This is a genomic window from Halopseudomonas pertucinogena, from assembly GCF_014646575.1.
GTDB classification, from domain to species: domain Bacteria; phylum Pseudomonadota; class Gammaproteobacteria; order Pseudomonadales; family Pseudomonadaceae; genus Halopseudomonas; species Halopseudomonas pertucinogena.
Window position 1 is genome coordinate 1,062,384 of sequence record NZ_BMNN01000001.1, and the last position, 16,527, is coordinate 1,078,910.

At 62.1% G+C, this 16,527-nt stretch carries 17 protein-coding genes; 9 read left to right on the plus strand and 8 right to left on the minus strand.

Translation table 11 applies throughout. From position 1 onward, the window contains the following. Positions 1-46: 46 nt before the first annotated feature. The 4 genes from IEW63_RS05070 to IEW63_RS05085 all read right to left on the minus strand — a co-directional run bounded on the left by IEW63_RS05070 (position 47) and on the right by IEW63_RS05085 (position 3,850). Positions 47-1,975 (minus strand): FUSC family protein, encoded by a 1,929-nt coding sequence (locus IEW63_RS05070; protein ID WP_188635459.1) that lies wholly within the window; start codon positions 1,973-1,975, stop codon positions 47-49. Beyond that, entirely contained in the window at positions 1,975-2,427 is a 453-nt protein-coding gene (locus tag IEW63_RS05075; protein WP_188635460.1) for a MarR family winged helix-turn-helix transcriptional regulator, read from the minus strand. The genes IEW63_RS05070 and IEW63_RS05075 overlap by 1 nt, the downstream gene beginning before the upstream one ends. Before the next feature lie 77 nt (positions 2,428-2,504). Next, positions 2,505-2,948 carry a CopD family protein gene (locus tag IEW63_RS05080; protein WP_188635461.1) on the minus strand — a complete coding sequence of 148 codons (444 nt, stop codon included), beginning with the start codon at positions 2,946-2,948 and terminating at the stop codon, positions 2,505-2,507. Positions 2,949-2,950: 2 nt separating this feature from the next. After that, the gene (locus IEW63_RS05085; protein ID WP_188635462.1) at positions 2,951-3,850 is read right to left on the minus strand and encodes a mechanosensitive ion channel domain-containing protein; all 900 of its coding nucleotides are present in this window, start codon (positions 3,848-3,850) and stop codon (positions 2,951-2,953) included. 442 nt (positions 3,851-4,292) lie between these two features. Between IEW63_RS05085 and IEW63_RS05090 the strand changes: the two genes are divergently transcribed. Further along, positions 4,293-5,207 carry an alpha/beta hydrolase family protein gene (locus tag IEW63_RS05090; RefSeq protein ID WP_188635463.1) on the plus strand — a complete coding sequence of 305 codons (915 nt, stop codon included), beginning with the start codon at positions 4,293-4,295 and terminating at the stop codon, positions 5,205-5,207. A gap of 70 nt (positions 5,208-5,277) precedes the next feature. Here IEW63_RS05090 and IEW63_RS05095 read toward each other — a convergent pair whose 3' ends face one another. Next, a complete protein-coding gene (locus tag IEW63_RS05095) occupies positions 5,278-5,985 on the minus strand; it encodes an extensin-like domain-containing protein (protein WP_229710323.1) in 708 nt (235 codons plus the stop codon). A gap of 3 nt (positions 5,986-5,988) precedes the next feature. Continuing rightward, entirely contained in the window at positions 5,989-6,174 is a 186-nt protein-coding gene (locus IEW63_RS05100) for a DUF3185 family protein (RefSeq protein ID WP_229710324.1), read from the minus strand. A gap of 153 nt (positions 6,175-6,327) precedes the next feature. Between IEW63_RS05100 and IEW63_RS05105 the strand changes: the two genes are divergently transcribed. The 6 genes from IEW63_RS05105 to IEW63_RS05130 all read left to right on the plus strand — a co-directional run bounded on the left by IEW63_RS05105 (position 6,328) and on the right by IEW63_RS05130 (position 10,936). Beyond that, positions 6,328-6,609: a hypothetical protein gene (locus IEW63_RS05105; RefSeq protein ID WP_188635465.1), complete on the plus strand. Its 282-nt coding sequence runs from the start codon at positions 6,328-6,330 to the stop codon at positions 6,607-6,609. Positions 6,610-6,636: 27 nt separating this feature from the next. Continuing rightward, entirely contained in the window at positions 6,637-7,527 is an 891-nt protein-coding gene (locus tag IEW63_RS05110; RefSeq protein WP_188635466.1) for an AEC family transporter, read from the plus strand. A 112-nt stretch (positions 7,528-7,639) separates the two neighbouring features. Further along, positions 7,640-8,257 carry a c-type cytochrome gene (locus IEW63_RS05115; RefSeq protein ID WP_229710326.1) on the plus strand — a complete coding sequence of 206 codons (618 nt, stop codon included), beginning with the start codon at positions 7,640-7,642 and terminating at the stop codon, positions 8,255-8,257. A 119-nt stretch (positions 8,258-8,376) separates the two neighbouring features. Next, positions 8,377-8,595: a YgdI/YgdR family lipoprotein gene (locus IEW63_RS05120; RefSeq protein ID WP_188635468.1), complete on the plus strand. Its 219-nt coding sequence runs from the start codon at positions 8,377-8,379 to the stop codon at positions 8,593-8,595. Between the two features lie 294 nt (positions 8,596-8,889). Next, entirely contained in the window at positions 8,890-10,233 is a 1,344-nt protein-coding gene (gene rimO / locus IEW63_RS05125) for a 30S ribosomal protein S12 methylthiotransferase RimO (RefSeq protein ID WP_188635469.1), read from the plus strand. A 382-nt stretch (positions 10,234-10,615) separates the two neighbouring features. Beyond that, complete coding sequence (locus IEW63_RS05130; RefSeq protein ID WP_188635576.1) at positions 10,616-10,936, plus strand: thioredoxin family protein; 321 nt, start codon at positions 10,616-10,618, stop codon at positions 10,934-10,936. Between the two features lie 62 nt (positions 10,937-10,998). On the opposite strand, the gene acnB is transcribed toward IEW63_RS05130, so the two are convergent. Together acnB and IEW63_RS05140 are read right to left on the minus strand one after the other, a co-directional pair. Next, positions 10,999-13,593 carry a bifunctional aconitate hydratase 2/2-methylisocitrate dehydratase gene (gene acnB, locus IEW63_RS05135; RefSeq protein WP_188635577.1) on the minus strand — a complete coding sequence of 865 codons (2,595 nt, stop codon included), beginning with the start codon at positions 13,591-13,593 and terminating at the stop codon, positions 10,999-11,001. Positions 13,594-13,841: 248 nt separating this feature from the next. Continuing rightward, positions 13,842-14,702 (minus strand): universal stress protein, encoded by an 861-nt coding sequence (locus tag IEW63_RS05140; RefSeq protein WP_188635470.1) that lies wholly within the window; start codon positions 14,700-14,702, stop codon positions 13,842-13,844. Between the two features lie 154 nt (positions 14,703-14,856). Here IEW63_RS05140 and IEW63_RS05145 point away from each other — a divergent pair, with 154 nt between their 5' ends. Continuing rightward, positions 14,857-15,465: a MiaE family protein gene (locus IEW63_RS05145; protein WP_188635471.1), complete on the plus strand. Its 609-nt coding sequence runs from the start codon at positions 14,857-14,859 to the stop codon at positions 15,463-15,465. A gap of 50 nt (positions 15,466-15,515) precedes the next feature. After that, positions 15,516-16,361, plus strand: a complete 846-nt coding sequence (locus IEW63_RS05150) for a substrate-binding periplasmic protein (RefSeq protein WP_188635472.1) — start codon at positions 15,516-15,518, stop codon at positions 16,359-16,361. Positions 16,362-16,527 lie beyond the last annotated feature (166 nt).

Genomic DNA, 16,527 nt, shown 5'->3' on the forward strand with positions numbered 1-16,527 from the left:
AAGGATAGACGGGGCGGCGCAGGGACAAGGCACAACAGCGGGTGGCCTACTCAGGGTGCTTGAAGAACTCGGCGTTGAGGCTGATGGCCCGGGCGGCGTTCTCGACATCCCAGGCGGCAGGGTGGTGGTCCTGCTGCAGGCGATCAGCCAGCCGCTGCAGGCTGCGTGCGGCCGCCAGGGGCGCATGCCGCAGCTGCTGGAGGCGCTTCAGCGCCAGCGTGGTCCGGCGACGCAGCCGGGGCGGCTGGTGCTGATTCTGCGTCAGCATGTGCATCTGCTGGATGGCGTCGCCCACCGCCAGCACCGCCAGCCCACCACTGGTGACCGGTTGCAGCGATTCAGCGCTGCGGCTGACACTCTGGATGAGTTTCAGCAGGCGATGATGCAGCCGAGCGCGCCAGATCTGATGCCGCACCGGTGCCAGCGGGTTGCCGGCCATCTCGCTGATCTCGTTGAGCATCATCCCGGTCAGGTGACGTCGCCGGCGGCGTGCATCCGCCGGCCATATGAGGCGAAACGCGAGGTACGCCAGCAGCGGGCCGGATACCACTGCGGCGGCAATCGCCACCGAGTCAGCAAAGCTGCGCTCAAGAGGCAATACCGGGTGGGACAGCAGCAACAGCGCCATGACATAGTCCATGGAACCACTGGCCACCCTCGGATGAGCGAAGAACGGCACTATAGCCAATATAAAAGGACTCAGCAGGGCGATCAGTTGCCACTCCGCCGTTGCCAGAGGCCACAACAACCAATGGCACGACAGCGCAGCCACCGCGGCGATGGCCTGCCAGATGAAGATATGACCCATGATGCGGGACGGCGTCTCGAAGGTAGAGAACAGCGTGATCATTACCGAGGCGCCGAGCATCACATAGGCACCTACCGACCACCCGGTGACGATCCAGACGGCTCCGATCAGCAGCAGCAGGCCGGTGGCCCGCAATGAGGCGTGCCGTGCGCCGACCCAGTCCCGGTGCAGTACTACCCGGTTGCGGATGGATGCCAGACCGGAATGCTCGCCCTCTGTCGCCAGATGCTCCCGCTGGCTGTCCAGCAACTGGCGCAGTACGGTCGCTGTGGATTGCTCCGGGCACTGCGCCAGGGCGGCTTCCAATGACCTCAGCACCTGCTCCCCCGGTGCGTTCTCCTCCAGGCGCGCGGCGGCCATCGTCAGAACATCCCCCAAGGCCCTGTCCTCCGGCAGGTTGTGGGCCGTCCTGATCCAGTAGGTGGCAGCCACCTGTGCCTGGACCAGCGCCCGCAGCGCACGGATGCTGCGGTGGCTGCGCAGCGACCCGGCCGCACGGGTATCAAACAGCTGCTCCGTGCCGGCGATGTCCGCCAGCAGACGATGTGCCGCCTCGGTGCGGGTTTCGCTGCTGTGGCCGGCAAAGGCGGCGGCCATGGCGCGGAGTATGTCGCTGGTGGTGCGCCGGACCCGCCCGGCAAGCTGATCCTCCGCGTCGCGCGGCGTAAAGATCAGGCCGACCACCAGCCCGACCACCACACCGGCCATCACCGTCAGAAGACGGTCGCCGCCCAGCGCGAAGATCTGCCCGGCCGGCTGCTGGGTATTGAGCAGGGCCACCATGGTCGCTGAATAACCGGACAGCAGGGCCCCGTAGGAGATCAGGCCGCTGAGCAGGTTGCCGATGCCCACGCACAGGCCGATCCACAGTGCCAGGCTGACGACCATCAGCGGCAGATTGTTTCCGGCGATCAGCACCAGCAGCACGCCGAAGAGGGTCCCCACTACCGTGCCCAGCGCCCGGAACAGGCTCTTCTCCACCAGCATTCCTCGCACCGGCTGGGACACCGCCCAGACCGTCATGGCCGACCACTGGGGGTGTTCCAGGCCCATGAGCCATGCCAGTACCAGTGCCAGGCAGGAGGCGAGGGCGGTACGCAGGCCAAAGCCCAGCCTGGGTACATCGAAGCCCAGCCGGGCCAGTCGGGAGGTCACGGGCTCAGTCATCACGGGCCGCTTTGACCGAGCATGCCGATACGCTGCTGAATGCGTTCGAGAGCGTCGAGCATCCGGCTCAGCTCGGCATCATCGAGCTCTGCCAGCATCTCGTGCTCAATGGCGAGAAGATGGCGGCGGATATCGATGACCGCCGCCTTGCCTGCTTCGGTAAGCATGACCAGCTTGACCCGTCGATCATCCGGGGCGGTGCAGCGCTGAACATGACCGCGCGCCTCCAGTGTATCGAGCAGGCGCACCAGGCTGGAGCCGTCGATGCCGACCAGCGAGGCCAGATCCTTCTGACTGACCCCATCGCCGGATTCGGCGAGGTGGATCAATGGCGACCAACTGATATCAGCCAGGCCGACAGCGGCCATCTGCTGGTCGATGGTCCGGCGCCACAGGCGCGACAACATGGAGAACCGGATACCGAACCGGTCCCGAGGGGAAAGTGGTTGCATGGCTAATGATTTGGATTCAATCGAATGGAATCAAATCATATCACCCGCGGTGCCTCCTTTCCAGATATGAGCCAGGGCTACCACCAGGGCCCCGTACGGAAACTGGTGCCCACCACCACAAAAGCCACCCCCAGCAGGGTTACCAGACGGACCCGCCGGGCCATGGCCGGGAGCGTCTGCACCGACAGATGTGGAATGATCCGCAAGCGGGCATCGATGGCGACCGCCAGGGTAAGGCCGAGCAGAAGCAGCTTGAGCAGGATGAGACGGGCAACGAAACTGTCCGCGGCAAGCCAGGCAGCCACATCGGGCAGGCGGAACCAGGCAAGCCAGAGGCCGGACACTACCTGGATGATCAGGGCCGACATACCCCATTTTTCATAGGCACCTTCGAACGCCAGCAGCCCCTCGACCGATCCCTCGCGCAGGATCCGGGGCAGTAAGGCCAGCGCGAGCACCAGATGGCCGCCGGTCCAGACCGTGGCGGCGAGAATATGGATGACCAGAACATACTTGTACATGATTACTCCCCGCTCTGACCGACAGCAGCGGCCGCCGCCGTTGCCTTCTTCCGACTCTCGGGGGAGAAGTCGTTCTGGGAAAACACTTCGTTGAGAATGTTCTGCTCGATGAAGTTACGCTCGCCGACCTTGACCGGCAGCCGTACGGTCAGGTGGATCTCGCCTGCCACCGGCACCTGAAGAGTGACCCTTGGCTCGACGGTAGGCATCATCAGGCCGCGCTGATTGCCGAGCTTGCTCATGTAGCGCCGCACCAGCTCCAGATAGGGGGCGCAGTGCCGGTTCGCGGCTTCCAGCAGTGCGGTCTGCGCCAGCTGCCAGTTCTCCTCCCGTTTGAACGGTACGGTGAATACATGGAAGTCGTAATGGGTGGTGAAGCTCTCGTTGACCACCGGCTCGGAGACGAAGAGGGCGTTGGGAATGACGATGCGCCGGCCGGTGCGCTGATGCAGGTGCTTGCCCGGGCCCACCTCGAGAATGGTGGTGGCCAGTAGCGTCTGGTCGATCACGTCACCGCGCAGCTCCTTGACCTGAATGCGGTCTCCCAGCGCGAAGGAACGTGACCCGCTCTTCAGGATCGAGCCGGTAACGCACAGGATCAGCTCCTTGGTCGCCACCACGAAGGCCACCGCGATGGCGACGATGGACAGGGCCAGGGTGCGCAGCTCCTCGCCCCAGATCATCACCAGACCGAGCAGCATGAGCAGCAGAAAGCCGTTGCGCGAGTTGATCAGCCACTTGCCCCGCAATTCCGGCGATTGAACAGTACGGAGGATGAAGCGGGCGGCCAGCGCACGCAGCACCATCACCACCACGATCAGGATCACAGAGCTGGCCAGCAGGCTCAGCACTGCGTCCGAGATGACAAAGTTGTCGGGAAGCCAATCGATATTTTCAAACATGTACCACACCTGTTTTCTGATCAGGGGCGCATCATCTGCTGAAGGCCCTCCATGCGTCAATTCATGCCGCGTGCTGCTGCGCAGGGCGCAGCTTGTCTTTACCGGTGGTACAGCCTGTGGGAAGCGAAAAGCCGATGCCTGATGTAAGAGCCCGGAGCTTTGATTATCTGATTGTCGGCGCCGGCTTCGCTGGCAGTGTCATGGCCGAGCGGCTGGCCGGCGGATTGAACAGTGCTGTGCATTCCATATATGTCCTTATATTCAACTACTCTTTCAGTTGTAAATGGCCATTAACACATAAGCGTGAGCTGTCGATTAAAACAGATAACCCGTGCGGGTGAACTTGCCCGGACGGCATTGACGTTACCATGAATGGGCAAAATACTCCTGACGTCCGCGAGATGCGTACACCAAAAAATAAAACTAACAATCTGGAGTAATAATGATTAATACCTTCCTGCCCAAGTCCCTGGCCTCCGTATTGGCGGCTGGTGCACTTCTGCTGTCCTCTGCTGCCATGGCAAACAACCCGCCGGTTGATCCGCCACCTGGCGGCGACTCACCCTACGCACGCGGCCCGGATCCGACCGTTTCCTTCCTGGAGGCACGGAGCGGGCCGTACAGCACCCGTACCAGTCGTGTTTCCAGTCTGGTCAGCGGGTTTGGCGGCGGTACCATTCACTACCCGACCGGGGTGGAAGGCACCATGGGTGCGGTAGTGGTCATTCCCGGCTTCGTATCGGCCGAATCGTCGATCGACTGGTGGGGGCCGAAGCTGGCGTCCTATGGCTTCGTGGTGATGACCATCGATACCAATACCGGCTTTGACCAGCCGCCGAGCCGCGCACGCCAGATCAACAATGCGCTGGACTATCTGGTAGAGCAGAATACCAGTCGCACCAGCCCGGTGCAGGGCATGATCGACACCAATCGTCTTGGTGTCATCGGCTGGTCAATGGGCGGCGGCGGCACCATCCGGGTCGCCAGCGAGGGCCGCATCAAGGCTGCCATTCCGCTGGCGCCCTGGGATACGGTAACCACCTATGCCGGTCGTGCTCAGGCGCCGACACTGATCTTCGCCTGTGAAAGCGATCTCATCGCACCGGTGCGTTCACATGCTTCGCCGCTCTACAACCGTCTGCCCAGCGACATTGAGAAGGCCTATGTGGAGATCAACAATGGCAGCCACTACTGTGCCAACGGGGGCGGCCTGAACGACGCCGTGCTCGGCCGGCTGGGGGTATCCTGGATGAAGCGTTTCCTGGATGAAGACACCCGTTACAGCCAGTTCCTCTGCGGCCCCAGCCACACTTCGGATCGCAATATTTCCGAATACCGTGGCAACTGCCCCTATTAACAGGCGTTGAAACAGAAGGTCGGTCTCAATGAGGCCGGCCTTCTTTTATATATATATGGATCAACTGCCTTCAACGGCAGAAGCCGAAACCACTTCCCTCAAGATGGAAATGGTTTTCATGCGGCTGGTTATAATCCGGCCCCAATACGGTGCGGAAGTATCTGCAAGCCTGTGAATGTGCCTGCCGAAGAAACTCCGACTTGGCGGGCTCGGTATCATTGTTCCAGTCCTTCAGTACTGAAATCCGGGTCCCGTCCGCCATCCTGAAGGCCGCTACATCGAAGGCATTGGCCAATGCATGCTGACTGCGCCTGGCATCAGCCCTGTGGTAGATGTTGCGACAGGCAAAGCTGCCGAAATGCTCGACCTGTTGCAGACGGCTTCCAAGGAGCGACGCCGCCAGCGGCTGCAACTGCTGGCGTTCGTACATCACCCAGGCCACCGCCACAGGGCAGGTAACAGTGAAGCTGGCGTTGAATTCCACATCGGTGCGGCTTATGCGCACCACATTGACCAGTGGGCAACCCTCCACTGGCGTATAGTCCCTCAGCGGCGTGTAATCCAGCGCACCTTCGGGAGCGGCCTCCAATACCGCCTGGCATTGCTCGGCGTCATCTCCCAATCGCTGGAGCTTCCATTGGGTGACCGGGGTCATTGGATGATCGACGGCAAGCGGCTCCCAGGGGTTCCATTGCGGCGGCAGATACTGCCATGGCCGTCCGAGCAGAACGGCAGCTGCCAATGCAGCCAGCACCAGCCATCTGAACAGACGCAGCACGTTTCAGCGTCTGACCACCGCCAGCAACAAACCGCCTACCGCAGCGGCGGCACCCAGGATCAGAAACCACATGGTGCTGTCGGTGAAACGCCCGGTAAAGGTTTCGGTGATCTGGTCGCCCACCGATTGGGACGCCTGCCAGCCGAAGTACAGCAACACCAGACCCACCACCAGAAGTACGATACCCATTACCCTGCTTGTGCCCATCGTCGTGTTCCTCATGAGAAGTCGTCAGAGTTTCAGACCGGAGCGGCACGGAAAAGTGCGCCCCGATCCGGCTGTCGGACCGGAAACGGTCGGATTCTGGTAAGGTGTGCAGCCTGACGTTGGCGGGGAATCAGAATGTCTGCAGTTGAGCCCATTTTCCATTCCGGTGACGAGACACTCAGTCTGCGTCAGCTTGACGAGCTCAACGGTCTGCCCAAGGGCAGCAGCTTCCGCTGGTTCAAGGCCTGCGAAGCCGAGCTGGAAGAGGGCAGGGACTACCATTACCTCCCAGCCGACGAGCATGCAGCGCTCATTGATGAGCTCAGGCGCAGCGGGCGGATCTATCCTGCTACACGGCATCTGGTGTTGCTGACGCGCAGCGGCTACGAATACATGCGCAGCCGCTCGCTGGGCTGATCGTTAACCCTGCATCAAGGAGTCCACATGCTGGTCGAGCTGTTCGCAGTCATGGCGCCCGTTCTTATCGTGGCTGGTATCGGCTACGGCTGGGCCCGCTCCGGGCAGCCCTATCCGACAGACTTCGTCACCCGCCTGGTCCTCAACGTCAGTACGCCCTGTCTGGTGCTGTCTACACTGAGCCGCGCCGAGGTAGACCTCGGCCTGTTCGGCCAGATGGCTATGGCCTGTGTCGTCATCTGCGCGCTGATGGCCGCCGTCGGCTGGATGCTGAGTCGCGCCATCGGCACCGACCCCCGGGTGCTGGTGCCGGCCTACATGTTTCCCAACACCGGCAACATGGGGCTGCCCATCAGCCTGTACGCGTTCGGTGAGCCGGGTCTGGCCCTGGCGGTGGCCTTCTTCGTCGTGCTTTCCGTAGGCCACTTCAGCGTCGGCCTGGTGCTCTCCGGCGCAGCCCAGTCCTGGCGCCGCCTGTTGCTGAATCCGGTGATCATCAGCCTTTCCATCGCACTGGTGGTCGTGCTGTTCGAACTGCAGCTGCCGCGCTGGATAGATAACACGGTCGGCCTGCTCGGGGCTATGAGCATACCGATGATGCTGCTGACCCTGGGTGTATCGCTGGCCAGCATCCGTATCAGGCAGGTGGGCCGCGGCATGTGGCTGGGTGGCGCACGAATGCTCTGCGGTGCCGGCATCGGTTGGGGCATTGCGCTGGCCCTGGACCTGCCGCCGCTGGCCCAGGGCGTGCTGGTGCTGCAGTCGGCGATGCCGGTGGCGGTATTCAACTATCTGTTTGCGGTCCGGGCCGGCCGGTCGCCTGAAACAGTCGCCAGCCTGGTGATCTGTTCGACCCTGCTGTCCTTCCTGTTCATCCCGCTGTTGCTGATCTGGTGGCTGCCCATAGCGCATGGATAATATCTGACCCGATATTGATCCAGCTCAATCCTCTGGGGTGGCGGAGACCTATAATCCTGCCTTTTGTCAGGACAGGACGCCGATGAACCCCATTGTTTCCCTGAAAAGGCTGATGCTGCTCGCCGCTCTGATGTTTGGCTCGCCCACGGTGATCCAGGCCGACGGCGTCGGACAGGCACTGCATGAGCTCGAGCGCATCATGGCAGATACCAACCGACTCCGTGCCAGCTATGCGGCGGGCAAGGAGCGCATGCTGTACTGCGGGTACTGCCATGGTGAGGACGGTAACAGCCGGCGGGACTACATTCCCAACCTCGCTGCCCAGCACCCCCGGTACCTGTTCGAGCAGTTCGAGAAATTCGGTGATGGCCGGCGCAATGATCTGGTCATGACCGAGCTGGCCAGATCGCTGTCATTGCAGGAGCGCATCGATCTGGCGGTGTACTTCAGCCAGCAGGTGGTTGCCCCACGACCGGCCGGAGACCCGGTGCAGACGGCCGCGGGTGAGCGCCTCTATCGCCGGTCCTGTGCTACCTGCCATGGTCCGGAGGCCCAGGGGGTGAGCAACATGCCACGCCTGGCCGGCCAGCCGGCAAGATATCTGGAGACCGCGCTGCGTCGCTTCCAGCAGCAGAATCCTGCACAGGACGCCTCGGTGATGATCGCCATTTCAAACGCACTGAATGATGACGACATCCGCGCTGTGGCCACCTTCCTGCAGGGCCGATAGTTCAGGCCCGCCGGATGCCCCGCGCTCCGGCAATGGCGAAACTGGCGGAACCGGTTCGATAAAACTCTTGTCACACTTGCGTACTGGCAGGAAACCTGTCGCAAACAAGAGGGTACATCATGAAAAACTGGCTGATGGCCGTATTCTGCGTTACCGGCATGCTCACTCTGGTCGGCTGCTCCAACGATCACCTGATCCGCACCAGCGACGGTCAGCTCATCGAGGCAGACGACAAGCCGGAGATCGACGAGGACACCGGCATGATCGAATACGAGGATCACAGCGGCCGTATGAACCAGGTGCCGCAGAGTGAAATCCGCGAGATCAAGGAGCGTTGATCTGTCACATCAGGTCTGTATAAGGACATTCTGCTGACCACGGAGGCGATGAACCATGCCAAGATTGCGACGCTCACGCATACGCCGCAAATCCCGCCGACGACGTGCGCGGAGACGGGCCTATCTGCAGTTTCTTGATCGGCAGATTGCGATATGGCGGGAGCGGGGCGTGCTCATGGATCGCCTGCGCAGGAAAAGGAGATAACCGCTGACCGGCGGCTTGCCGCGGCTATAGCGCCGCGGTAGGTCGCCGGCTAGAATACGCCACGTTTTTTCCTATTCCGTGGCTAGCTGATGACTGATACCGCAACTCCCCCCGCCAAAACCCCCAGCGTCGGGTTCATTTCCCTGGGGTGCCCCAAGGCCCTCGTTGACTCCGAACGCATTCTCACCCAGCTCCGCACTGAAGGTTACCAGGTCGTCCCCACCTACGAAGGGGCGGACGTGGTGGTGGTCAACACCTGCGGCTTCATCGACTCGGCCAAGGCGGAATCCCTGGATGCCATCGGCGAGGCGTTGGCGGAGAACGGGCGGGTGATCGTCACCGGCTGCATGGGCGTGGAGGAAGGCGCGATCCGTGACGTTCATCCCAGCGTCCTGGCGGTCACCGGGCCGCAGCAGTACGAGCAGGTGGTCAATGCAGTGCATGAGGTGGTACCGCCCAGCACCGAGCATAACCCGCTGATCGATCTGGTACCGCCCCAGGGGATCAAGCTGACGCCGCGGCACTATGCCTACCTGAAGATTTCCGAAGGCTGCAACCACAGCTGCAGCTTCTGCATCATCCCCTCCATGCGCGGCAAACTGGTCAGTCGGCCGGTGGGCGAGGTGCTCAGCGAGGCCGAGCGTCTGGTCAAGGCTGGCGTCAAGGAGCTGCTGGTCATCTCCCAGGACACCAGTGCCTACGGCGTCGACATCAAGTACCGCACCGGTTTCTGGAACGGCCGCCCGGTCAAGTCGCGCATGACCGAGATGTGCGAAGCGCTCAGCGAGCTGGGCGTCTGGGTGCGCCTGCACTACGTCTACCCGTACCCCCATGTCGATGAACTGATCCCGCTGATGGCCGAGGGCAAGATCCTGCCGTATCTGGATATTCCCTTCCAGCACGCCAGCCCAAAGGTGCTCAAGGCGATGAAGCGTCCCGCCTTCGAGGACAAGACTCTGGCGCGGATCCGCAAGTGGCGCGAGATCTGTCCCGAACTGACCATTCGCTCCACCTTCATCGTCGGCTTCCCGGGCGAGACCGAAGAGGATTTCCAGTATCTGCTCGACTGGCTGACCGAAGCCCAGCTGGACCGGGTGGGCTGTTTCCAGTATTCCCCGGTGGAAGGAGCCCCCGCAGAACAGCTGGGGCTGGAGGCAGTGCCAGACGAGATCAAGCAGGAGCGCTGGGATCGCTTCATGGCGCACCAGCAAGCCATTTCTGCTGCGCGTCTGCAGCAGAAGATCGGCCGGGTGATTCAGGTGCTGATCGATGAGGTGGACGAGGAGGGGCCGATTGCCCGTTCCATGGCCGATGCGCCGGAGATCGATGGCAATGTATACATCGATACCGAGGAGCCGCTGAATCCCGGGGATATCGTCAGTGTGCGGGTGACTGCGGCTGATGAGTATGATCTGTGGGCGGAGCTGGTATAACCTGCCATCTGAATTGTGGGGATGTGCAGGGGTGGGGCTGGCCGGCAGGGCCGTGCCGACACGCTGCAAGTACGTCCATGTAAGCTCGCGGTTGTCATCCCTGACAACCGACGGTCGGCACACCCCTGCCGACCACCCTCACCCGGATAGTCCCGCGTTGCTGATGGTTTAATAGCAGCCCTGCCGATGCTCATTCCTTTACGCCGAGAGCACCCGGTCTGCGACCGTTTGATGCCATGGATGGCATCAATGAGCCTACAGGGACGTATTCACGGCGTGTCGCAGACTGGGTGTTCCCGGCGTAAAAGGGCACGGCACCTCCACAGCAGGGTAAAGTCCAACGGATAACGACTCTGTTCATGCTTAGGAGGATCCCATGCCGATGCTGACCAACTATTCAGACAACGCACCCACCCGCGATGATGTGGACGCATTACGGGGACCAGCGCTGCTGGAATTCGGCACCGACTGGTGCGGCCATTGCCAGGCGGCCCAGCCCCATCTGGCGAAGGCTTTCAGCGACTATCCCGAACTGCACCATATCAAGGTGGAAGATGGCCCCGGCCGTCGGCTGGGCCGCTCCTTCAGGGTAAAGCTCTGGCCAACACTCATCTTCCTGCGTGACGGCGAAGAGGTGGGGCGGTTGGTGAGGCCCACCGATGCAGAATCCATCCGTCGCGCCATGGCTTCTCTACACACCTGATCAGGCACAAAAAAGCCCCGCTCCGGTTACCCGGGCGGGGCTTTTTCACTGATTATGGATAATCAGACTTCAACCACCGGAATGCTGGCTGCAGCGCTCTGGTAGGACTCGATCTCGTTGAAGTTCATGTAGCGGTACACCTCGCTGGACATGCTGTCCAGGTCGCGGGCATAGCTCATGTATTCGTCAACGTTCGGCAGACGGCCCAGAATCGCCGCTACCGAGGCCAGCTCGGCGGAGGCCAGGAACACGTCGGCGCCGTCACCCAGGCGGTTCGGGAAGTTCCGCGTGGAGGTGGAGACCGCAGTGGAGTTGGCCTTGATGCGTGCCTGGTTACCCATGCACAGCGAGCAGCCGGGCATTTCCATGCGCGCGCCAGCCTTGCCGTAGATGCCATAGTAGCCTTCCTCGGTCAGCATCCACTGGTCCATCTTGGTCGGCGGAGCCAGCCACAGACGGGTCGGCAGGGCGTCCTTGTTCTTCTCCAGCAGCTTGCCGGCAGCGCGGAAGTGACCGATGTTGGTCATGCAGGAGCCGATGAACACTTCGTCGATCTGACGACCCTGTACCTCGGACAGCAGGCGGGCGTCGTCCGGATCGTTCGGCGCACACAGGATGGGCTCCTTGACGTCGGCCAGATCAATCTCGATGACCGCAGCGTATTCGGCGTCGGCGTCGGCTTCCAGCAGCTCCGGCTTCTCCAGCCAGGCTTCCATCGCCTGAGCGCGACGCTCCAGGGTACGGGCGTCTTCGTAGCCGTTGGCGATCATCCAGCGCAGCAGGGTGATGTTGGACTTCAGGTACTCGGCAATCGCCTCTTCCGGCAGCTTGATGGTGCAACCTGCGGCAGAGCGCTCGGCAGAGGCGTCGGACAGCTCGAAAGCCTGCTCAACGGTCAGCCCGGTGAGACCTTCGATCTCGAGAATGCGGCCGGAGAAGATGTTCTTCTTGCCCTTCTTCTCGACGGTCAGCAGGCCTTCCTGGATGGCGTAGTAGGGGATTGCATGGACCAGGTCACGCAGGGTGATACCCGGCTGCATTTCGCCCTTGAAGCGCACCAGTACCGATTCCGGCATATCCAGCGGCATGACGCCGGTGGCAGCGGCAAAGGCTACCAGACCGGAACCGGCCGGGAAGGAAATGCCCATCGGGAAGCGGGTGTGCGAGTCGCCGCCGGTGCCGACAGTGTCGGGCAGCAGCATGCGGTTCAGCCAGCTGTGGATGATGCCGTCACCCGGGCGCAGCGAGACACCGCCACGGTTGTGGATGAAGTCGGGCAGGGTGTGGTGGGTGTTGACGTCGATCGGCTTCGGATAGGCGGCAGTGTGACAGAAGGACTGCATCACCAGGTCGGCGGAGAAGCCCAGGCAGGCCAGGTCCTTCAGCTCGTCGCGGGTCATCGGGCCAGTGGTGTCCTGGGAACCGACGGTGGTCATCTTCGGCTCGCAGTAGGTGCCGGGGCGAATGCCCTCGACGCCACAGGCCTTGCCGACCATCTTCTGTGCCAGGGTGTATCCCTTGTTGCTTTCGGCAGGCGCTTCGGGCTTGCGGAACAGGTCGGAGGGACCCATGCCCAGTTCGGCACGCGCCTTCTCGGTCAGACCACGGCCGATGATCAGAGGAATACGGCCGCCGGCGCGTACTTCGTCGAGCAGGACCTGGGTCTTCAGTTCGAAGGTAGTGATGACTTCATCGGTGCCGTGCTTGCATACCTTGCCTTCGTACGGGTAGACGTCGATGGCGTCGCCCATGTTCAGGTTGGTGCAGTCGAATTCGATCGGCAGGGCGCCGGCGTCTTCCATGGTGTTGTAGAAGATCGGGGCGATCTTGGTGCCGAAGCAGAAGCCACCGGCGCGCTTGTTCGGCACATAGGGGATGTCGTCACCGAAGAACCACAGCACCGAGTTGGTGGCGGACTTGCGCGAGGAACCGGTACCCACCACGTCGCCGACGTAGGCAACCGGCAGGCCTTTGGCCTTCATTTCCTCGATCTGCTTCAGCGGGCCGATGACGCCCGGCTCGACCGGCTCGATGCCGTCGCGGGACATTTTCAGCATCGCCAGAGCGTGCAGCGGGATGTCGGGGCGCGACCAGGCGTCAGGAGCAGGCGACAGGTCGTCGGTGTTGGTTTCGCCGGGGACCTTGAAAACGGTCAGGCTGATCTTTTCGGCTACTGCGGGCTTGGCGGTGAACCACTCGCCGGCGGCCCAGGACTCCAGCACGGCTTTGGCGTACTGATTGCCCTTCTTGGCCCGTTCGGCCACGTCGTGGAAGGCATCAAACATCAGCAGGGTGTGTTTGAGCTGTTCGGCGGCGGTGGCGGCCAGTTCTTCGTTATCCAGCAGTTCCACCAGGGTGGCGATGTTGTAGCCACCCTGCATGGTGCCGAGCAGTTCAACGGCGCGTACCTTGTTCAGCAGCGGCGAGGTGGCTTCACCCTTGGCTACCGCAGACAGGAAGGCGGCTTTGACGTAGGCAGCTTCATCCACACCCGGCGGAACGCGGTTGGTGAGCAGATCAAGCAGGAATTCTTCTTCGCCCGCCGGCGGGTTCTTCAGCAGTTCTACCAGACCAGCGGTTTGTTCGGCATTGAGCGGTTGAGGTACAACACCTTGGGCGGCGCGTTCTTCAACGTGTTTGCGATAGGCTTCAAGCACAATTATTACCCTCATCAGTCTGTTCCGTTGGTAACGGAACGGTCATCCTCACGGACCCAGGATGCCGGAAATAGGGATGGGTGCAAGCGAAGGCCCGATCTGGTGTTGGCAACCCGGTTAACTGGGGTATCAGAAAGTCGGTTGCGGGCAGACGCCTGTACACAGCACTTACGGCGGCCCCGGATTCTACAGTATCGGGAGGGTAAAGTTAAGCGGGAACCCGCTGCAGCGCAGCGGGTCCGGAGGGGCTATTTCTCGACCAGATCCTGGAGGTGGTCGATCATGTCGTCCGGCTTGAGCACCAGGACATCGCCGCTGAGCTGATCAAGCACGACCTCGGCGGTATTGCCGATCAGCGCCCCGGAGATACCAGTGCGGGCGACCGTTCCGATCACCGTGACGCAGGCGCCGATCTGTTCGGCCACCCGAGGGATGAGGGCGTCGGCTGGTCCTTCGTCGATATGAGTATTACGCTCGGAGATTTCATACTCCTCTACATACCGGCGGGCTTTCTCGCCGTATACCTCGAGAATGGTTTCACGCAGCTGATAGATGGGGTTGACTGCCGACAGCATCGGCGCCGGGTGGGCACTGAGCAGATGCAGCTCGCCGTTGATCATGCGGGCGATGTCCGCCGCGTGGCTGACTATGCTCCGATGCAGGCTCTGATGCTGATCGTCGTGATCGCCAAGGTCAACCGCAGCCAGTACCTTGCCCTGCAGCCAGAGTGCGCTGCCCTTTGCCAGCAGTACCGGGGCAGGGCAGTAGCGCAGCAGCTTCCAGTCCTCGGGGGTGAGCAGGGCCTTCTTCAACGGATTATCCGGCGTGTGCTGCTTGATGACCAGCCCGCAGCCGTGGGCCATCAGGGTGCGGATGATGGTATCGGTGAGGTTGTTGTGCCAGGCCTGGGTAAAGGAGGCCGTGATGCCTGCGGTCTCGAGACTGGCGCAGAGCTCTTCGAGCACGGCGCTGTGGTCCCGCCGGTTTTCACACACCAGCAGGTGCAGGTCCGCGCCCAGATAGCCAGCGAGCAAGCGTGAGCGGACCAGCGCCACGTTGTCTTCCCTGCTGGGGTCGATGACGACCAGTATTCGCTTGATGGTTAGCATGACGTCTCCTTTCAGTCCGGCTCGCGGATATTCGCTATACATCAATGTAGACGCTTTTTCATACAACGCAGCAGCGGGGAGCGCGCTGCAGGATTCGGCATGCGGGGCGCAAGCACGTATAATCGCCGGCCTCAACCTCTGTAGCCGAGTAGCCATGACTCTCCCAGCTGAATTGATCGCATTTCTCCCCTGTCCGACCCCTGATGCCTGGGTGGCCCAGGCGCTGCGGCACCCCGAGGAGCTGCTGATAGACCACGCCAACTGCGAGAAAAAAGCCGCCAGCACCGCGCTGAACCTCATGTTCCGCTATATCGACAAACCCGATCTGCTGCAGAAGATGTCACGGCTGGCCCGCGAGGAGCTGCGGCATTTCGAGCAGGTTACCGCGCTGATGAACAAGCGCGGGGTGACCTACCGGGGCCTGTCTGCCAGTCACTACGCCCAGCGCCTGCGCCAGCATGTGCGCACCTCCGAGCCGGGGCGACTGGTGGACACTCTGATTGTCGGTGCCTTTATCGAAGCCCGCTCCTGCGAGCGCTTCGCCAAGCTGGCTCCGCACCTGGACGAGGAGCTGGGCACCTTCTATATGTCGCTGCTCAAGTCCGAGGCGCGGCATTATCAGGATTACCTGAAGCTGGCCCGGGACTACGCTGACGGGCCCATCGATGATCGTATTGCCTTCTTTGCCGAAGTGGAAGCGGCGGCGATGGTGGCGGACGATGACGAGTTCCGTTTTCACAGTGGCGTGGCTGCCGGCGCCTGAGCAGCCTTTATACTGAGCGTCACTGCTCAGACTGACCGGGAGAACAGCCAATGGCTTGGCAGCAGCGTAAGAATACCGTCCTCACATATCTGGCCGGTGCTCTGGTGGCCCTGACCCATGTTTCGGTGAGCGCTGCAGGCGGGGCCTGTGAGCGTGTCGTGGTAACCGGCAATGCGGATTACCCGCCGCTGCTCTGGGCCAGTCCGGACGATCCCACTCGCCTCACCGGCGCCGCTGTGGAGCTGCTGGAAGAGGCGCTGAAACCGGCCGGCATCCATGTGGATGCGCTGCACGTGGGCAGCTGGGAGCAGGCGCAGCAGGAGGTGCACAGCGGGCGGGTAGACATGCTCGCTGGATCTTTTCTCACCCCCGAGCGGCTGGCGGAAGTGGACTACATTCATCCACCGTTCATGGAAATGCCCAGCGTGATCTTCGTTCGCCGCGGCGAGGCCTTCGCCTACAGCGGCTGGGATGATCTGCGGGGCAGGCAGGGCGTGTCGCTGGCTACCAGCAGCTTCGGTGCCGCCTTCGACACCTTTGCCGATGATCACCTGCAGATCAGCACGGCAGGCAGCATCGATCAGGCCTTTGATCAGTTGCTGGAAGGCAGGGCGGATTATCTGATCCACCAGCGCCACCAGGGCCTCGCGCTGGCAGCGCAGCGCAATGTGCTGGACCAGCTGGATATCCTGGAGGGTTCACTGATAAACGAGCAGCTCTATTACACGCTTTCCCACCACTCGGCATGCAATTCGCCGTTGCTGCGCGGCGCTCTGGCCCAGGGCATGTACCGGATGGTCCGCCAGGGAGAGCCCAGGCGCCTGCTGGAAAAGTACCGCGACATCTGGGCCTCGCAGTTTGCGCCGGTCCCCGAGGAAGCGCCCGCGCTGGAGTAATCGACCCAGGCGTGCGTTGCACGCAATCGCGCCGAGGTCGACGCTCCTACGAGCCGGGGTAACAATGTCTTCCCCGGATTTGGGGACGATCAGCGGTGCCAGCGGTCTCAGCCAGTCGCGGCGGCGCGATCGGCCCGCGCCAATGGCCCGGTCAGGCGTGCGACGG